Source organism: Nonomuraea sp. NPDC049129 (assembly GCF_040648495.1).
In the GTDB taxonomy this organism is placed as follows: Bacteria; Actinomycetota; Actinomycetes; order Streptosporangiales; family Streptosporangiaceae; genus Nonomuraea.
The window spans coordinates 105,602-122,807 of sequence record NZ_JBEZDU010000017.1 but is presented as its reverse complement, the minus strand read 5'-3'; the positions used below and the strand labels follow the sequence as shown (position 1 = coordinate 122,807).

At 71.4% G+C, this 17,206-nt stretch carries 13 protein-coding genes; 9 read left to right on the top strand and 4 right to left on the bottom strand.

The features are described from left to right. The first annotated feature begins 109 nt into the window (after positions 1-109). From AB0B64_RS40445 to AB0B64_RS40430, 4 genes are all read left to right on the top strand, one after another. Positions 110-1,093 (top strand): LacI family DNA-binding transcriptional regulator, encoded by a 984-nt coding sequence (locus AB0B64_RS40445; RefSeq protein WP_358184649.1) that lies wholly within the window; start codon positions 110-112, stop codon positions 1,091-1,093. Positions 1,094-1,248: 155 nt separating this feature from the next. Next, entirely contained in the window at positions 1,249-2,418 is a 1,170-nt protein-coding gene (locus AB0B64_RS40440; RefSeq protein ID WP_357952672.1) for an MFS transporter, read from the top strand. 41 nt (positions 2,419-2,459) lie between these two features. After that, complete coding sequence (locus AB0B64_RS40435; protein ID WP_358184646.1) at positions 2,460-2,924, top strand: hypothetical protein; 465 nt, start codon at positions 2,460-2,462, stop codon at positions 2,922-2,924. Positions 2,925-3,050: 126 nt separating this feature from the next. Further along, positions 3,051-4,601, top strand: a complete 1,551-nt coding sequence (locus tag AB0B64_RS40430) for a M4 family metallopeptidase (protein ID WP_358184643.1) — start codon at positions 3,051-3,053, stop codon at positions 4,599-4,601. 66 nt (positions 4,602-4,667) lie between these two features. Here AB0B64_RS40430 and AB0B64_RS40425 read toward each other — a convergent pair whose 3' ends face one another. Next, positions 4,668-5,144 carry a MarR family transcriptional regulator gene (locus AB0B64_RS40425; protein WP_358184640.1) on the bottom strand — a complete coding sequence of 159 codons (477 nt, stop codon included), beginning with the start codon at positions 5,142-5,144 and terminating at the stop codon, positions 4,668-4,670. Beyond that, positions 5,141-6,619: an MFS transporter gene (locus AB0B64_RS40420; protein WP_358184637.1), complete on the bottom strand. Its 1,479-nt coding sequence runs from the start codon at positions 6,617-6,619 to the stop codon at positions 5,141-5,143. Before AB0B64_RS40420 ends, AB0B64_RS40425 begins: the two co-directional genes overlap by 4 nt. Positions 6,620-6,769: 150 nt before the next feature. Between AB0B64_RS40420 and AB0B64_RS40415 the strand changes: the two genes are divergently transcribed. Beyond that, positions 6,770-9,229: a glycoside hydrolase family 3 C-terminal domain-containing protein gene (locus AB0B64_RS40415; RefSeq protein WP_358184634.1), complete on the top strand. Its 2,460-nt coding sequence runs from the start codon at positions 6,770-6,772 to the stop codon at positions 9,227-9,229. A gap of 121 nt (positions 9,230-9,350) precedes the next feature. Here the strand turns inward: AB0B64_RS40415 and AB0B64_RS40410 are convergent, their stop codons facing one another. Next, positions 9,351-10,409 carry a hypothetical protein gene (locus AB0B64_RS40410; RefSeq protein ID WP_358184631.1) on the bottom strand — a complete coding sequence of 353 codons (1,059 nt, stop codon included), beginning with the start codon at positions 10,407-10,409 and terminating at the stop codon, positions 9,351-9,353. Between the two features lie 131 nt (positions 10,410-10,540). Between AB0B64_RS40410 and AB0B64_RS40405 the strand changes: the two genes are divergently transcribed. Together AB0B64_RS40405 and AB0B64_RS40400 are read left to right on the top strand one after the other, a co-directional pair. Then, positions 10,541-11,809 (top strand): histidine kinase, encoded by a 1,269-nt coding sequence (locus tag AB0B64_RS40405; RefSeq protein WP_358184628.1) that lies wholly within the window; start codon positions 10,541-10,543, stop codon positions 11,807-11,809. Beyond that, positions 11,806-12,516, top strand: a complete 711-nt coding sequence (locus AB0B64_RS40400; protein ID WP_358184625.1) for a response regulator transcription factor — start codon at positions 11,806-11,808, stop codon at positions 12,514-12,516. Before AB0B64_RS40405 ends, AB0B64_RS40400 begins: the two co-directional genes overlap by 4 nt. Here AB0B64_RS40400 and AB0B64_RS40395 read toward each other — a convergent pair. Further along, positions 12,511-13,533: a LacI family DNA-binding transcriptional regulator gene (locus AB0B64_RS40395; protein WP_358184622.1), complete on the bottom strand. Its 1,023-nt coding sequence runs from the start codon at positions 13,531-13,533 to the stop codon at positions 12,511-12,513. The genes AB0B64_RS40400 and AB0B64_RS40395 overlap by 6 nt on opposite strands. A gap of 96 nt (positions 13,534-13,629) precedes the next feature. Between AB0B64_RS40395 and AB0B64_RS40390 the strand changes: the two genes are divergently transcribed. Both AB0B64_RS40390 and AB0B64_RS40385 read left to right on the top strand, forming a co-directional pair. Then, on the top strand, positions 13,630-15,573 hold the full coding sequence (locus tag AB0B64_RS40390; RefSeq protein WP_358184619.1) for a primary-amine oxidase: 1,944 nt from the start codon (positions 13,630-13,632) through the stop codon (positions 15,571-15,573). Positions 15,574-15,585: 12 nt separating this feature from the next. Then, positions 15,586-17,205, top strand: coding sequence for an ABC transporter substrate-binding protein (locus tag AB0B64_RS40385; RefSeq protein WP_358184616.1), 1,620 nt, complete (start codon positions 15,586-15,588; stop codon positions 17,203-17,205). Position 17,206: the final 1 nt, after the last annotated feature.

Sequence of the window (17,206 nt, the reverse complement as noted above, 5' to 3'; positions counted from 1 at the left end):
CGCGCGGTGCTTGTCCACAGTTAGTTGGATGACTGACTCAGAAATCTCCCGGCGGGGCCCCGGCGGCACCACTGTTACGATTCAGCCCGGAGCCGTACTGGGGGGATGGATGGCAGCCAGGCAGCGCCGGATCACCTCGATCGATGTGGCCAGGGAAGCCGGGGTCTCGCAGACCACGGTCAGCTATGTGCTCAACAACGTGCCGCACCAGAAGATCTCCGAGGAGACCCGGAGCCGGATCTTCGCGGCGGTCGACAAGCTCGGCTACGCCCCCTCCGCCGCCGCGCGCACCCTGCGCCGGGGTCGCAGTGACCTCGTGCTGATCGTGCTGTCCGGCGTGCCGCTCGGCGCCACGCTCGCCCAGCTCGTCGAGAATCTCACCGACGACCTCGAACGACACGGCCTGACCGCGATCACCCGGCGCGAACGCCGCCTGCCCGTGACGGCGCTCGCCCGCGAGCTGGAGCCGACCGCCATCGTCGCGTTCACCGCCATCTCCCCCGAAGACCGGGCGAGCCTGCGGGCGGCCGGCATCAAGGTGGTCAGCGCCCGGCTCGACGGCGGCGGCGAGAACGTCCTGACGCTGCCGCAGACCGAGATCGGCCGCCTTCAGGCCGGGCATCTTGCCGCCACCGGCCGCCGCCGCATCGGCTACGCGGCGCCGGACGATCCACGCGTACGCGACTTCTACCACCTGCGTCTCGGCGGCGTCCGCCAAGCCTGCGCCGAGCTGGGGCTGGAGCCGCCGGACGTACGCGATGTGCCGCTCGACACGGCCACGGCCGCCGAGGTGGCGCGCGGCTGGCACGCCGCAGGTGTCGACGGCGTCTGCGCCTACAACGACGAGACCGCGTTCGCGCTGCTGGCCGGGATGCGGGCGGCGGGTCTGGCCGCCCCCGGCGACCTCGCGGTGATCGGCGTGGACGACATCCCGCTCGCGCCGTTCGCCGTACCGCCTCTGACCACGGTTGACCAGCACACCCAGACGGTGGCCGAGCACCTGACGGAGATGATCCTGCGGGCTGACGGCACGCGCTCGCCGCAGTCCCCTCGGTCGGAGACCGCGAGCCTGGTGATCCGCGAGTCCGCCTGAATCGGGGGCCGAGGAGAGCGGCCGGCTCCTCGCGACGTAGCGCGTAGACGCGAAAACGCGTTGCCGTTGATCCCCGCGAAACGTATGGTTTTGCGCTCGTGGTCACTGTGGTGGAGAGGGTCCTGCCTGCGCGGCTGGGGACAGGGTTTCGGTGGTTGCTGGCCTCGAGCTGGCTGACGAATCTCGGTGACGGGGTCGCGGCCGCCGCGGGCCCGCTGCTGATCGCGTCGTTGACCCGTGACCCGCTGCTGATTTCGCTGTCGGCCCTGGTGGGCTGGGCGCCGCCGCTGCTGTTCGGCCTGTACGCGGGCGTGCTGTCGGATCGGCGCGACCGGCGCAGGATCGTGCTCGTCGCGAACGCGGTACGGGTCATGGTGCTGGCGGCGCTCGTCGCGCTCATGGTGACCGGCACCGTGACCGTGGCGACGGCGCTGGCGGCGCTCACGCTCCGCTCCATCGCCGAGGTGTTCGCCGACAACGCGACGGCCACGCTGACGCCCATGATGGTCGGCAAGGACGATCTCGTCATCGCCAACGCCCGCCTGGGCACGGGGTTCATCACGCTCAATCAGCTCGCCGGGCCGCCGATCGGCGCGGCGCTGTTCGGCCTGGGCTTCACCTGGCCGTTCGCGAGCCAGCTGCTCCTGGTGACGGCGGGGATCGTCCTGGTCTCCCGGATCACGCTGCCGCCGCACGGCCGACAGGCCGACGGCCCCAAGCCCGACACCGTACGGGAACTCATCGCCGGGTTCACCTGGACCATCCGGCACGCGCCGGTCCGCACACTGGCGCTCACCATCCTGATCTTCAACTTCACGTTCGGCGCGGCCTGGTCGGTTCTCGTCCTCTACACCCAGGAACAGCTCGGCCTGGGCGCCATGGGATTCGGCCTGATGACCACAGTCGGCGCGATCGGCGGCCTGATCGGCACCGGCCTGTACGGGACCATCACCCGTAGCGTGAGTCTCGGCGCCCTGATGCGGATCGGACTCATCATCGAGACGTTTACCCACCTGGGCCTGGCCCTGACCCATTCACCGTGGGTAGCCGGAGCCATCTTCCTGGCCTTCGGCGCGCACGCCTTCATCTGGGGCACGACCTCGACCACCGTCCGCCAGCGCGCGGTCCCACACGAACTCCAGGGCAGGGTGGGCAGCGTCTACACCATCTGCGTCTACGCCGGTCTGGTGGTCGGCACCTTGATCGGCGGTGTCCTGGCCACCCGCTTCGGTGTCGTGGCGCCCTTCTGGTTCGCCTTCGCCGGCTCCGCGGTGTTCGTCGTGCTGCTGTGGCGGCAGCTCATGCACATCGCCCACGACGACTGAGTAGGCTGGCCGCTGCCGCCCGACCAGTGAAGGAGCCGCTGATGACCGCCGACGCGACGATGGCCCGGATCGGCCAGGGGGTGGAGTTACATCACCACCGAGGTCAGCGTGACGCCGCTCGCGAGCTGTTCGCGCAGATCTGGGATGACATCGGCGGCGAGCAAGGCGATCCGCTGCATGTCTGCGTTCTCGCCCACTCGATGGCCGATGTGCAGGACGACGTGCACCAGGAGCTGATGTGGGATCTGCGAGCGCTCGCCGCCGCTGATCAGGTCACCGACGAGCAGGTGGCGCAAGCCGGGGTGCCGCTTTCGGTGGCGGGCCTGTATCCGTCGTTGCACCTGAACATGAGTGAGTGCTATCGCAAGCTGGGCGATCTCGGCCGCGCCCGCGAGCACCTCCAGCAGGCCCGAGCCGGGATCGGCGCGCTTGGTGACGACGAGTACGGTCAGCTCATCAGGGATGGCCTGGAGCGGGTGGCCGAACAGTTGGATAACGCCACCTGACGAGGTCCATACCACGGCGTTATGGGCAAATTGGGAGGTATCTCTTAGGTCACTCGCGATGCGAGTCTGAGTGCGACCCCAGCCGGCCGGGGCTCGTCCACTCCACCCCCCTGAGGAGCAACGAGCGTGAACCCCAAGCTCAGGTTGGGCGCTGCCGCCATACTCGCGTTAGCCCTGACCATCACCGCACCGGCGGGCGTCACAAGCGCGAACGCCCAGGCGGCCGACCCACCCTCACCCTCGGAACGCGGCACCGCGGTGGCGACCGCGCAGAGCGTCATCGCGTCCAACCGGACGCAGCTCCTGGCCGCCGACCAGGACGCCTTCTCCCTGTCGTCGACCATCGCCGGCGTCAACGGCATACAGCACCTCACGTACACGCGTACCTACGCCGGCCTGCCCGTCTACGGTGGCGAGGTAGTCGTCACGACCGACAAGTCCGGCAAGGCCGTCAGCACGATCGACACCGGCCAGCAGGCGAAGATCGCCCTGGACACCAAGCCGCAGATCGCCGCGCAGGCGGCGGCGGACACGGCCCGTAACGTGGCGCCCAAGGCCACCTCGATCAGCACGCCGACTCTCGTGGTGCACGCCGCCACGACCACGCCACGCCTGGCGTGGGAGGTCGTGGCCGCCACCGCCGACCAGTCGAGCATCCTGCACGTGTACGTGGACGCGCGTGACGGCCAGGTCATCGACAAGTGGGACCAAGTGGTCGACGGCACCGGCAACAGCTACTACAACGGCAACCCGGTCACCATCGCCACGTCCCCGTCGTACCGGATGGTCGACCCCACACGCACCGGCGTCCAGTGCGGCGGCCAGAACGGCTCCGCGTACACCAAGTCGACCGACAGCTGGGGCAACGGCAGCGGCACGAACCTGGAGACGGCCTGCGTCGACGCGCTCTTCGCGGTCCAGCACGAATGGAGCATGCTCAGCGAGTGGCTCGGTCGTAACGGCATCAACGGCTCGGGCCGCGGCTACCCCGCGAGGGTCGGGCTGAACGACGCCAACGCCTTCTGGAACGGGTCGTACGCCTCCTTCGGCCGCAACTCCGCGGGCAGCAGGCAGGCCACGTCGATGGACGTCGTCGGGCACGAGTTCGGCCACGGCGTCTTCCAGTTCTCCGGCGGCAGCAGCGGCAGCGGCAACGAGGCCGGCGGCCTGAACGAGTCGACGGGTGACATCTTCGGCGCGCTGACCGAGGCGTACGCCAACGAGCCGGCCAGCTTCGACCCGCCCGACTACCTGGTCGGCGAGGAGGTCGACCTGGTGGGCAGCGGCCCGATCAGGAACATGTACAACCCGTCGGCGCTGGGTGACCCGAACTGCTACAGCTCCTCCATCCCGAGCACCGAGGTGCACGCGGCGGCCGGACCGCAGAACCACTGGTTCTACCTGCTGGCCGAGGGCACGAACCCGAGCGGTAAGCCGGCCAGCACCCGGTGCGACGGCGGCGCGGCCATCACCGGCGTCGGCATCCGCAAGGCGGGCCAGATCTTCCAGACCGGCCTGAACATGAAGACGGCCCCGTGGACGCACGCCAAGGCCCGCGTGGCCACGCTGCGGGCGGCCAAGACGCTGTTCACCGGCTGTGTCGAGTTCAACGTCGTCAAGGCGGCCTGGAGCGGGGTGAACGTACCCGCGCAGAGCGGCGAGCCGACCTGTCCCTGAGCACGATGGCGCCCTGTTCAGCGTTGATTGTCCGCAATCCGCCTGGGCAGGGCGCTTCCGGCCGTCTTAGGGCGCTTGTTCGCTCGTGATCTCTGCGGGTGACTGAAGCTTGGCCATGATCCGGTCAAGGGCGGCCAGTTCCGCCGGCTCCAGCTCCAGCAGGGCGCGCGGTGGCCGGGCCAGGATGCGTTCGGCCTGCTGGGCGGCGGCGACGCCGTCCGGGGTGAGGGTGACGAGCTTGGAGCGGCGATCGTCGGGATGCACGCTGCGCTCGACGTAGCCCGCCCGCTCCAGGTTGTCCACGACCAGCGTGGTGTACGGCTTCTCCGTGGCCAGGCGGGCGGTCAGCTCGCGCATGGTGAGCGGGCCGCCCAGCAGGCGGCGTAGCGCCTTGGCCCGGAAGAAGCTCATGCCGAGCGTGTCGGCGACCTCCTTGCGGCGGTTTTCCTGCTTCAGGACGAGGAAGCACATGGCCGCCCAGGAACGGGCGACGGCGTCCTGCGTGGCCTCGCCGCCTACGCTGTCGTTCGTCGCGTCGCTCATACGGTGCCCGCCATCCTGTGGACGAGCCGCTCCGTCGTGTGCTCGGCGGTGCGCCTGGCCCAGCGGCTTGTGGTGAGGATACCGAGCACCAGCACGACCGCGCCGGATGCCGTGCAGATCCACCAGCCGATGTGGCTGGCCTGCGGGAAGCCCGTACGCCATGGTCCCTGAACGGCGGCGGCGACCAATGATCCGAGCACCGCGACGCCGAGTGCCTGGCCGATCTGGCGGCTGGTGGAGGCCACGGCGGCGGCGACCCCGGCCTGGGCGCTCGGCATGCCGGAGACGGCGGTGTTGGTGATCGGGGCGTTGACCATGCCGAAGCCGAGCCCGAAGACCACGTACGAGGCTATGAGCTGCCACGTCGGGGTGTCGGCGGTGAGCCCGGTCAGGATCAGCGCGCTCACGGACATGGCGCCACCGGCGACGATCAGCGGCACGCGCGGCCCGGCGCCGCCGACGATCCGCCCGGACAGCGGCGCGCACACCACCGTCAGCCCGGCCATCGGCAGGGTGAGCAGCCCCGCGTGCAGCGCCGAGTAGCCGAGGACGTCCTGCAGGTACAGGGTGTTGAGGAACAGGAACCCGCCGAGCGAGGCGAACGCGCAGATCGCGATGACCGTCGCCCCCGCGAAGGGGACGCTGCGGAAGAACCTCGGGTTGATCAGTGGTTCCGCCCGGCGCAGCTCGTACGGGATGAGCAGCGCCAGTGCCAGCGCGGCCGCCCCGCAGCAGGCGATGGTCTGCCCCGAGCCCCACCCGGCGGACGGCGCCTCGATGACTCCGTACGTCAGCCCGGCCAGCAGCACGATGACCAGGAGCTGCCCGACGGGATCCATCGGGCGGGCCCGGGGGGCTCGCGACTCGGGCACGAACAAGGCGCACAGGACGAACGCGGCCAGCCCCACGGGAATGTTGATCCAGAAGATCGTCTGCCAGGTGCCCCAGTCCACCAGCGCCCCGCCGATCACGGGCCCCAGGGCCATGCTGATCCCGACCACGCCACCCCACACGCCGATGGCGCGCGCCCGCTCCCTCGGATCGGTGAACGTGTTCGTGATGATCGACATGGCGACCGGGTTGAGCATGGAGCCGCCGACGGCCTGCAGCGCTCGTGCGGCGACCAGCCAGCCGAGGCTCGGCGCGAGCGAGCACAGCAGGGAGCCCAGCGTGAACAGCGCCAGGCCCGTCTGGAAGGTGCGCCGCCGCCCGAACCGGTCCGCGGTCGAGCCGGAGAGCATGAGCAGGCTGGCCAGCACGACCGTGTAGGCGACGATGATCCACTGCAGACCGGAGACGGAGGCGTGCAGGTCGCGCTGGATGGCGGGCAGCGCGACGTTCACGATCGTGTTGTCCAGGCCCACGATGAACAGGCTCAGGCAGCAGATCGCGAGAATGAGCAACCGCCGCCGGCGATCCGGGCCGGGTGGCCCGGTCTCCTGGAGGGTGGCGACGGGCTCGTTAGTTGCTGGCATATAACAATTATACCCATGTAACCAAATGTCGGACTCTTGTGCTCCTCTCGGGGCTGCGGCTACGTTTACGGATACGTCTCACTTCTACGTATCAGTAGTGGGAGTGAAAGACGTGCTGACGGCCGTTACCCCCGAGCTCAGGGACCCCTCATGAAGCTGGAAAGCCTTGTCGCCGCCCTTCCCCTGGAGCGGAAGGTGAGGCTGCTCACCGGTGCCGACTTCTGGTCGCTCCACCCGGAACCCGCCGTCGGCCTGCGCCGGCTGGTCGTCTCGGACGGCCCGGCCGGTGTCCGCGGCGAGATCTGGGACGAGCGCGACACCTCCGTGAACGTGCCCTCGCCCACCGCCCTCGCCGCCACCTGGGACGAGACCCGCGTCGAGGCGATCGGCCGCCTGCTGGCCGCCGAGTCGCGGCGCAAGGGGGTGGACGTCCTGCTCGCCCCCACGGTCAACCTGCACAGGTCCCCGTACGGCGGGCGCCACTTCGAGTGCTTCAGCGAGGACCCGCTGCTGACGGCCAGGATCGGCGTCGCGTACGTACGGGGCGTGCAGGGCGGGGGAGTGGGCGCGACGGTCAAGCACTTCGTCGCCAACGACTCCGAGACCCAGCGGATGACCCTCGACGCCCGGGTGGACGAGCGGACGCTGCGCGAGCTCTACCTGGCGCCCTTCGAGGCCATCGTCCGGGAGGGCGAGGTGTGGGCGGTGATGGCCGCCTACAACGGTGTGAACGGCGCGACCATGACCGAGCACCCGCTGCTGCAGGACGTCCTGCGGGACGAGTGGGGGTTCGACGGGGTCGTGATGTCCGACTGGTTCGCCACCCGTTCGACGGCGGCGGCCGGCAACGCGGCGCTCGACCTGGTGATGCCCGGGCCGTCGGGTCCGTGGGGCGAGGCGCTGGTGGCGGCGGTACGGGCGGGCACGGTTCCGGAGTCGGCCGTCGACGAGAAGGTGCTGCGCATCCTCCGCCTGGCCGCCCGGGTCGGCGCCCTGGACAACGAAACCGCCGACACCGCCGGCGCCGCTGCCGGCGCGGCGTACACGGAGGAGCGGGTCGCGGCCGAAGTGCGTGCCACGGCGGCCGCCGGGTTCGTACTGGTTCGTAACGAGGGTGGGGCGCTGCCGCTCGCCCCCGCCGAGCTGCGCGGGATCGCCGTCCTGGGACCCAACGCGGAGGTCGCCAGGACCCTGGGCGGTGGGAGCGCCACCGTGTTCCCGCCGTACACGGTCTCCCCGCTGGACGGCCTGCGGGCGGCGGTCGGCGACGGTGTCGAGGTGACGCACGCCATCGGCGTCGTCGCGCACACCCGCACGCCGATCGCGCGGGCTCCCTGGCTCCGCCTGCCCGACGGTACGGATCATGGCGCTGAGGTGAGATACCTCGACGAGAACGGTTCCGTGCTCGCGGTGGAGCGGCGCGACGGGGGCGCGTTCAACTGGGTGATGGGCTCCTACCCGGAGGGGGTCGTGCCGGAGCGGCTCGCCGCGATCGAGGTCCGTGCCCTGATCAGGGCTACGGAGGCGGGTACGTACCTGATCGGCTCCTCCGGCCTCGGCCGGCACCGCCTCCTCGTCGCGGGTGAGGAGGCTTACGACGCCGTGCTCACGCTGCCGCCGGGCGCCGACATGGTCGAGGCCATGCTGACGCCGCCGCAGCGGACCCACCCCGTCCGGCTCGCGGCGGGTGAGAGCGTCGAGGTCACGCTGGTACATGATCGCGAGCGCACGGAAGGCGGGCTGCCCGGCCCCGCGCTCCAGCTCAACCTGCAGACGCCGCACGGCACGGATGAGGAGGAGATCGAGCGGGCCGTCGCGCTGGCCCGCGCCGCCGACGTCGCCGTGGTGGTCGTGGGCACCAACGAGGAGGTCGAGAGCGAGGGGTTCGATCGGACGAGCCTCGCGCTGCCTGGGCGGCAGGACGACCTCGTCCGCCGCGTCGCCGCCGCGAACCCGCGCACGATCGTCGTGGTCAACTCCGGCGCCCCCGTCCTGCTGCCCTGGCACGAGGAGGTCGCCGCGGTCCTGCTCACGTGGTTCCCCGGGCAGGAGTACGGCAACGCGCTGGCCGACGTACTGCTCGGCCGGGTGGAGCCCGGCGGGCGGCTGCCCACCTCATGGCCTCTCCACGAGGGCGACCACGCCGCCACGCAGCCGGTCGATGGCGTGCTCGCCTACGACGAGGGCCCGGCGATCGGCTACCGCGGCCAGATCGAGGCCCTGTACCCCTTCGGCCACGGCCTCGGCTACACGACCTGGGAGTACGGCGCCGCGGAGGTCCGCAACGTCGATGACGGTGCGGCGGGCGAGGTCACCGTTCGCGTGCGGAACGCCGGTGACAGGCCCGGGCGTGAGGTCGTGCAGGTGTACGCGAGCCGCCCCGACAGTGCCGTCGAGCGCCCCCGGCGCTGGCTGGCCGGGTTCGCCACGGTCGACGCGGCCCCCGGTGAGGAGGTCGCGGTGACGGTGACCGTCCGGCGGCGCGCTTTCGAGCACTGGGACGTCGCGGCGGGCCGCTGGGCCGTCGAGCCGGGCACCTTCCAGCTGGAGATCGGCTCCTCCTCGAACCCGAAGGCGCTTTCCGAGGCTCCCGGCCTCACCTTCGGGTAGCGAGCTTCGTTTCGGGTAGCGCCGAGGAGGTCGCGGACGTCTTCGGCGCTGCCAACCCTGTTGATCCAGGCGGGCTCCAGCCCCGACGGACGCCTGTTCGTCGCCGTCGCGGAAGACAAGATCATCCAGTTGTGGGAGCTGTCTGGCTGGCCCGTGAGCGGCGGCCGAGCAGTGCCAGCAGGCTGATCATGACCAGTCCGAGCGCTGTCAGTTCGGCCCGCTCGGTGAAGGTCGCGGCGTTGGCCAGCACTCCGAAGGCGGTGTGCGCCACCAGCGCCCCGCCGGCCAGCGCGAGGCTGTGCCGGTCGGTCCACGCGCCGCTCGTCGTCCAGCGGCGGACCAGCCACCACGCGAGCACCGCGAGGGCCGCGGCGGCCAGCATCGGCACCACCACCCAGTCGCCCCGGGTGAAGGCGGGCTGCGTGGCGCCGCCGAAGGGGAACAGGAGCGCGAGATAGCCGAACACGACGATCCCCCCGAAAACCGCCACGGTCCACGAACCGGGCACCGCGCCCGTACCGGTAGCCGGAGCCGATGAGCGCCGGGCGGTCTGTGATACGCCGGGAAGCGGGTGCGAGGCGCGGGGGACGACGCGCAGTGCCAGCACCGCGAGCAGCGCCACGGCCGCCAGGCAGCCTGCCACCACCGGGACCGGCGCCTGGTAGCCAGGGTCGATGAAGCTCGTCACGCTCACCCGCAGCAGCACCCCGCCCAGCACGAACACCACCCCGGTCACCACCAGGCCGGTCCGCTTCAGATACGGCCGGTCCCGCAGACCTGGGAACACCAGGTCGACCAGCAGGATCGGCAGCGCCACACTGAACACGGCGTGGTAGGGGAGGTTGAGCTCGGTGTACGCGCTGTTCAGCCCGAGGATCCTGGGCGCCCACCCGGCGACGCCGTACAGGGTGGGGCTGCTGAGCGCCTGCAACGCCAGGCCCTCCTCGACGATGCCGTACGCGAGCCCGAGCAGCAGGATCGAGAGCCAGCCCGCGCCGCGCCGGCGTACCAGCTCGCGGATCAGCACGGTGCCCGCGCCGTAGATCGGCACCCACAGGAGCATCAACCAGATCTGGCTCAGGGGTGGGTTGCCCAGGGTGAGCTCGGCGACGAGCGGGGTGATCACCGCGAGCAGCAGCGCGGCCCACCGGCGGCGTCCGCTGGAGTCTGTTGTGGTCATGCGGCCACGGTGCCGCGCGACGGGTGATCACCGCTGCTGCCGGAAGACCGCTCCATGGCAGCCTTGGTCGTCTTCCGGCAGTGACTTTGGTTGCTTACGCACGGGTCGGTGGCGGGCTAGCATCAGCGGTCATGTTCGTGGCCGGTGCGGAAGACGTACGGCCCGGCTGGATTCGGTCGCGGCGCGACTGGGTGGTCGGGGCGGGTGGGTTCATCCTCGCGCTCGCCGGCGCGGTCGGGGTCGTCTGGGGTGATCTGACGGGCGGCACGCCGGGCTGGTATCTGGTGGCCGATGTGGCGGGCGGCGCTCTGGCCTGCGCGGGGCTGTGGTTGTGCCGCAGGTGGCCGGTGAGCGTGGGGCTGGCCGTCATCGCGCTGTCGGTGCCCGCCGCGGCCGCCTCGGTGGCGGCCGGGATCGCCACGCTGATCGTGGCCCTCTACCGGAAGCCGCCCGCCGCGATCGCGGTGGGGGTGGCGGGGGTTGCCGCGACGCTGGGCAGGTTCGCCTGGCGGCCGCCGGGGCTGGCGCCCTATCCGGTGTGGGCGTTGGTGGGGGTGCTGTTCGGCGGGGCGCTGACCGGCTGGGGGATGCTGGCGCGCACCCGGCGGGAGCTGGTGCTGTCGCTGGCCGAGCGGGCCCGCCGGGCCGAGGCCGACCAGCGGCTGCGCGCCGAAGAGGCGCGCCGGGCCGAGCGGATCGGCATCGCACGGGAGATGCACGACGTGCTCGCCCACCGGCTGTCGTTGCTGGCGGTGCACGCGGGGGCGCTGGAGTTCAACGCGGACGCCACGCCGGGGGAGGTGGCCGACGCGGCGGGGGTGATCCGGTCGAGCGCTCGGCTGGCGCTGGAGGAGCTGCGGGCGGTGATCTCGGTGCTTCGCGAGGCGCCCCCGTCCGATGACGGTTCGCTGTCGCCCGGCCGCCCGGATCTCGCGTCGCTCGTGGCGGAGTCCCGGAGCGCCGGGATGCGGGTCGAGCTGCGCGATCACGGGCTCCGGCTGGCCGACTTGCCGGAGGTCACCGGGCGCGCCGCTTACCGCATCGTCCAGGAGGGGCTCACGAACGCGCGCAAGCACGCGCCCGGCCAGCCGGTCACGGTCGTCCTCTCTGGTACGGCGGGTGCTGAGCTGCGGGTCGAGGTGCACAATGCGCCGCCCGGCGGAATGACTTCATTCGGCCCGGACGCGGGGTCAGCCGGTGATGTGGGGCGGCCGGGGGCCGATGCGGGTCCCGGTGCGCTCGAAGCGCTGGCGTCAGGGGCGGATCTCGGGACGACCGGGGCGGGGGCGGGGCTGGCCGGGTTGGCGGAGCGGGCGGAGTTGGCGGGTGGGCGGTTGGCATGCGGGCCAGTGGCGGGCGGGGGGTTCCGGCTGGTGGCCTGGTTACCATGGCCCGTGTGACTGAGCCGCCGCCACAGCAGCCACCCACGCGGCAATCGCCGCCGTCCCGGCCGTCGATCCGGGTGCTGATCGTCGACGACGACGCGCTCGTCCGCGCCGGTCTGGCGTTGATGCTCAAAGGCGCGGCCGACCTCCAGGTGGTGGGGGCGGTGGCCGATGGCGGGGAGGTGGTGGCCGCGGTCGACGCGCACGCTCCCGACGTGGTGCTGATGGACATCCGGATGCCCGGCCTCGACGGCATCGAGGCGACCCGGCGGCTGCGTAGCCGGCCCCAGGCGCCCGAGGTGGTCGTGCTCACCACGTTCGACGCCGACGAGCACGTGTTCAAGGCGCTGCGGGCGGGGGCCGGCGGGTTCCTGCTCAAGGACACCCCGCCGGAGGGGATCGTCGATGCCATCCGCCGGGTCGTGGACGGCGAGCCGATCCTGTCCCCGAGCGTCACCCGGCGGCTGATCGCCCACCTGTTGCCTGAGGAGGAGAGCCGTCGCCGGGCCGACGCCCGGACGGTGCTGGCGCGGCTCAGCGAGCGGGAGCGTGAGGTCGCGCTGGCGGTGGGGCAGGGCAAGCCCAACGCGGTCATCGCCGCCGAGCTGCACATGAGCGTCGGCACGGTCAAGGGCTACATCTCGCGCATTCTCACCAAGGCGGCTCTGGACAACCGGGTCCAGCTCGCCCTGGTCGTCCACGATGCCGAAGGCGCGTCATGAACCCCGCGTGGAGGCTCGCAGGGTGAGCTCGATGGGGTGGATCCGCTCCGTCCCCGCCGGAGCCGTGCCCGACAGCAGGTCGAAGAGCAGCTCCGCGCATCGTACCCCCGCCTCTCTGGGACGCAGGTCGATGGCGGTGATGGGCGGGTCGGCCAGTTGCATGGCGGGGCTGTCGACGCACGACGCGAGCAGCAGGTGGCGACCCCCCGCGCGACGCGGGTCGCCGTCGTCTGCACGGCGGAGCAGGTCGCGGCCCTCCTCGCGCAGGAGCGGCAGCAGGTCCGTGGCCGATCCGGCGGGCCCGCACACCAGCGCGTCGATGCGCGGCTCCAGCGCCAGCAGCTCGCGGGCGGTCTCGTGGACCTCGCCCGCCGAGCAGTCGAAGGGGACCGTACGGACCAGCGGGTCCACGTCGTGCCGGACGCACCAGTCGCGGAACCCCCGGTGTACGGAGGCGGCCCAGTCACTCACGTCGCCGGCCACGATGAGCGCGGGACGGGTCGCGCCGGAGGCGCGCAGGTGGTCCATCAGACGGCCCAGCATCTCGGCGTGTTCGGAGCGGACCACGCCGTCGGCCCGGCCGGTGCCGGTGAAGCGTTCGCAGGTGACCGTGGGCAGGCCGGTGTCCATGAGCTTGGCCACGATCGGGTCGTCGCCCAGGGGGTCGCCCAGCACGAGGCCGTCGACGCGCGGGGTGCGGCGGCCCGAGGTGATCAGCGTGACGTCGTAGTCGTTGTCGGCCGCCCCCTGCACGACCCCGAACACGAACGACATGTAGTAGGACGAGCGGGTGAGCACCTCCGGCACGTGCAGGCCGATGGTGCCGGTGCTCGCGCGGCGCAGGTGCCTGGCCGACCCGTTGGGTACGTAGCCGAGCGCGTCGGCGGCCTCCATCACCCTGGCCCTGGTCTCCTCCGACACCCGGCCGGAGCCCCTGAGCGCGTCGGACGCGGTCGTCTTGGAGACCCCTGCCGTCTTGGCGACCGTGAGGATAGTGGCCGGCTCGTCTGCGCGCACGCCCTGATGCTAGCGCCACCGTTGATCTGTTTCCGCCATGTATCGACCTGGCGAAAGGTCTTGTCCTCGTCCTGAGGCGGAAGTATGTTGGCCCGCATGCCGGAACGTTCCGGCAAGAAAGGGGCGGAAAGCCGGATGGCAGCTGGACGGCGGGTTCTCGGGGTCGGGGAGCGGTCGCATCCGCTCGACCCGCTCAGTGCGCAGGAGATCGAGGACGCCAGGCGGATCATGGCGGACGACGGAGTGCTGGCCGCCACCGGCCGGGTGGCCTACCTCGGGATCGAGGAGCCCCCGAAGGAGGACGTGCTCGGCGAGGCGCCCGCTGCCCGGCGGGCCCGCGCCCTCGTGCTCGACCTGGCGAGCGAGCAGGCGCAGGACGTGGTCGTCTCGCTCACCGAGGGACACGTGGTGGAGCGCCGGCCGATCGACCCGATCACCGACGGCCAAGTCCCCATGCTGGACGAGGAGCACGAGCTGGTCAGGCGGGTGCTCGGCGCCGACGCCGGCTGGGCCGCGGCGCTGGCCCGGCGCGGCCTGGACGACACGGCCCTGGTGTGGCTCGCCGCCCTGTCGGCGGGTAGCTACGGCCTGCCGGGCGAGGAGGGCAGGCGGATCGCCCGCGTGCTGGCCCACCTGCGCCCGACCGAGGAGAGCCTGCCCTGGGCGCACCCGATCGACGGCCTGGTGGCCTTCGTCGACCTGCTCAAGGGGGTGGTGATCGAGATCGTCGACACCGGCGTGCTGCCCATCCCCGCCGAGCCGGGCGACTACCACCTGGAGCGCGAGCACCGCACCAGCCAGCGCCCGATCCACATCACCCAGCCGGAGGGCCCCAGCTTCGGCATCGACGGCAATCTCGTCACCTGGGAGAAGTGGAACGTCCGCCTCGGCTACGACATGCGCGAGGGCCTGGTCCTGCACCAGATCGGCTTCGACGGCCGGCCCATCGTCTACCGGGCGTCGGTGGCCGAGATGCTGGTGCCCTACGGGGACCCGAGCCCGGTCCGGTTCTGGCAGAACTACTTCGACACCGGCGAATACCAGCTCGGCAAGCTGGCCAACGCGCTGGAGCTGGGCTGCGACTGCCTGGGCGAGATCACCTACTTCGACGTCACCGTCACCGGCGGCGACGGCTCGCCCAAGGTGCTGCCGAACGCGATCTGCATGCACGAAGAGGACTACGGCGTGCTGTGGAAGCACACCGACCCGGCCAACGACTCCCGCGAGACACGCAGGCAGCGGCGGCTGGTGATCTCCTTCTTCGTCACCGTCGGCAACTACGACTATGGCTTCTACTGGTACCTCTACCTGGACGGCACCATCGAGCTGGAGGTCAAGGCCACCGGCATCGTGTTCACCGGCGCCTACGACGAGCGGGCCGCGCCGTACGGCTCGCAGGTGGCGCCGGGGCTGGCGGCGCCCTACCACCAGCACCTGTTCTCCGCGCGGCTGGACATGATGGTCGACGGCCCGGCCAACGCGGTGGACGAGGTGGAGGTCGTACGCCTGCCCATGGACGAGCGCAACCCGTACGGCAACGCCTTCGGCCGCAAGGCCACCCGGCTGCGCACCGAAGCGGAGGGCCGGCGCGACGCCGACCTGGCCACGGGCCGCACCTGGCACGTGGTCAACCCGGAGGTGACCAACCGCCTGGGCGAGCCCGTCGGCTACGCGCTGTACCCCGAGGGCCTGCCCACCCTGCTCGCCCACGAGAACTCCTCGATTCGCGCCAGGGCGGAGTTCGCCACCAGCCATCTCTGGGTCACCAGGTACCATCCCCGGGAGCGCTATCCGGCTGGTGACCTGGTCAATCAGCATCCGGGTGGCGCCGGGCTGCCCGCGTACACGGCCGCGGACCGCGACATCGACGGCCAGGACATCGTGCTGTGGCACACGTTCGGGCTGACCCATTTCCCCCGTACCGAAGACTGGCCGATCATGCCCGTCGACACGTGCGGGTTCACCCTGAAGCCCGTCGGGTTCTTCGATCGCAACCCCACGCTCGACGTCCCGCCGAGCAGCCAGGGCTCCTGTCACTAGAGATGAGGCGTCATGCGATACAGACTGGCCGGTAGCGTCGCGGCGGTCGTGTTGGCCACCTCCGCCTGCGGCGGCGGCACGGAAGCGGCCCCGCCGGGCACCGCGGCGACCGGCTCGGCCGCCGCCCCCGGCTACCTGGCCGTGGCCGACGGCAAGCTGCCCGCGGGCGGCGCGCTCAACGTCGCGGTGCACATCGACAGCGGCGCGGCGACCGGGCTCGACCCGCAGCTCGCCGACGTGGCCACCTCCTGGCAGCTGATGTCGCTGGTCTACGAGACGCTGGTCACCGTGGGGCCCGACTTCAGCCCGCAGCCGCGGCTCGCCGAGAGCTGGGACAACCCCGATCCGACCACGTACGTGTTCCACCTGCGCAAGGGCGTCGCCTTCTCCAACGGCAGGCAGATGACCGCCGACGACGTGGTGGGCAGCCTGAAGCGGCTGCTGGCCGCCAAGTCGGTGTGGCGGGGGCAGCTCGGCCCGGTCGAGAAGGTGACCAAGGTCGACGCGGCCACGGTCAAGGTCACGCTGGCCAAGCCGTACACGCCGTTCCTGGCGGCGCTCGCCAACGTGCCGGCCGCGATCCTGCCGATGAAGGAGATCGAGGCGAAGACGCTCGACCCGGCCAAGGAGATGCTGGGCACCGGGCCGTTCAAGGTGCAGGCACACCGCCAGGACGTGTCCTGGAATTTCGCCCGCAATGAGCATTACTGGGACAAGGGAAAGCCGGCCGCCGACAGCCTGACCGTCACGATCGCGCCCGAGGAGGCCGCCCGCGTCGCCGCCGTGCAGAACGGCAGCTCCGCCCTGGCCGCCCTGGGCAACGTCGACTCCGCCGCGATGCTGGCCGGCGCCGCGAACGTCAAGGTCGCCACCCAGGCCACCACCGACTTCTACTACCTGATGCTCAACTCCAAGAACCCCAAGTTCGCCGATCCCCGGGTCCGCCAGGCGCTGAACATGGCGCTGGACCGCAAGCAGATGGCCGAAGTGGCCCTCGGCGGCCAGGGCAAGCCCACCGGCGTTACCCCCGCCGGCCTGCCCGGCGCCTGCGACCCGGCCACGCTGCCCTCGGCCACCGCCGGTGGCGCCGCGAAGGCCAAGGAACTGCTCGCCCAGGCGGGCGTCGCGAACCTGTCGTTCACGCTCAGCATCTACTCCACCGAGCCGGCCCCCGCCGTCGCCCAGGTGATCCAGCAGAACCTCCAGCAGGCCGGCGTCACCGTCAAGATCGAGCAGATGGACGAGGCGAGCTGGGCGGGCAAGGTGTACGGCAAGGTGCCCGCGACGTTCGACGCCGCGCTGTCGTGGTTCGCCGGATACGCCGACCCAGGCATGGTCACCACCTGGTGGAACCCCGACGTCGCCGGCTTCAACGCGGGCTTCATGCAGGCCGACAAGGACCTCAACTCGCTGATCACCGCCGCGACGGAGACCCCGTCGGGCGCCGAGCGCGACAAGGCGCTGGCCGCGGTGTGCGCCAAGGTGGACACCGACGCGCAGATGATCCCGCTGGTCACCCGCCCGGCCACGATCGCCTATCGCGCCGACGGGGTCAGCCCGAGCCTGTACGCCACCGAGGGCTACGGCAACCTGCTCCGGCTGGTCGCCGACGCCCGGGTCAAGAAGGGCTGAC

What these genes read in the sequence shown, in the direction of transcription:
- AB0B64_RS40445 (WP_358184649.1), top strand. Translation starts at nt 110, where the DNA reads ATGGCAGCCAGGCAGCGCCGGATCACCTCGATCGATGTGGCCAGGGAA.
- AB0B64_RS40435 (WP_358184646.1), top strand. Translation starts at nt 2,460, where the DNA reads ATGACCGCCGACGCGACGATGGCCCGGATCGGCCAGGGGGTGGAGTTA.
- AB0B64_RS40425 (WP_358184640.1), bottom strand. Translation starts at nt 5,144, where the DNA reads ATGAGCGACGCGACGAACGACAGCGTAGGCGGCGAGGCCACGCAGGAC.
- AB0B64_RS40420 (WP_358184637.1), bottom strand. Translation starts at nt 6,619, where the DNA reads ATGCCAGCAACTAACGAGCCCGTCGCCACCCTCCAGGAGACCGGGCCA.
- AB0B64_RS40415 (WP_358184634.1), top strand. Translation starts at nt 6,770, where the DNA reads ATGAAGCTGGAAAGCCTTGTCGCCGCCCTTCCCCTGGAGCGGAAGGTG.
- AB0B64_RS40410 (WP_358184631.1), bottom strand. Translation starts at nt 10,409, where the DNA reads ATGACCACAACAGACTCCAGCGGACGCCGCCGGTGGGCCGCGCTGCTG.
- AB0B64_RS40405 (WP_358184628.1), top strand. Translation starts at nt 10,541, where the DNA reads ATGTTCGTGGCCGGTGCGGAAGACGTACGGCCCGGCTGGATTCGGTCG.
- AB0B64_RS40390 (WP_358184619.1), top strand. Translation starts at nt 13,630, where the DNA reads ATGCCGGAACGTTCCGGCAAGAAAGGGGCGGAAAGCCGGATGGCAGCT.
- AB0B64_RS40385 (WP_358184616.1), top strand. Translation starts at nt 15,586, where the DNA reads ATGCGATACAGACTGGCCGGTAGCGTCGCGGCGGTCGTGTTGGCCACC.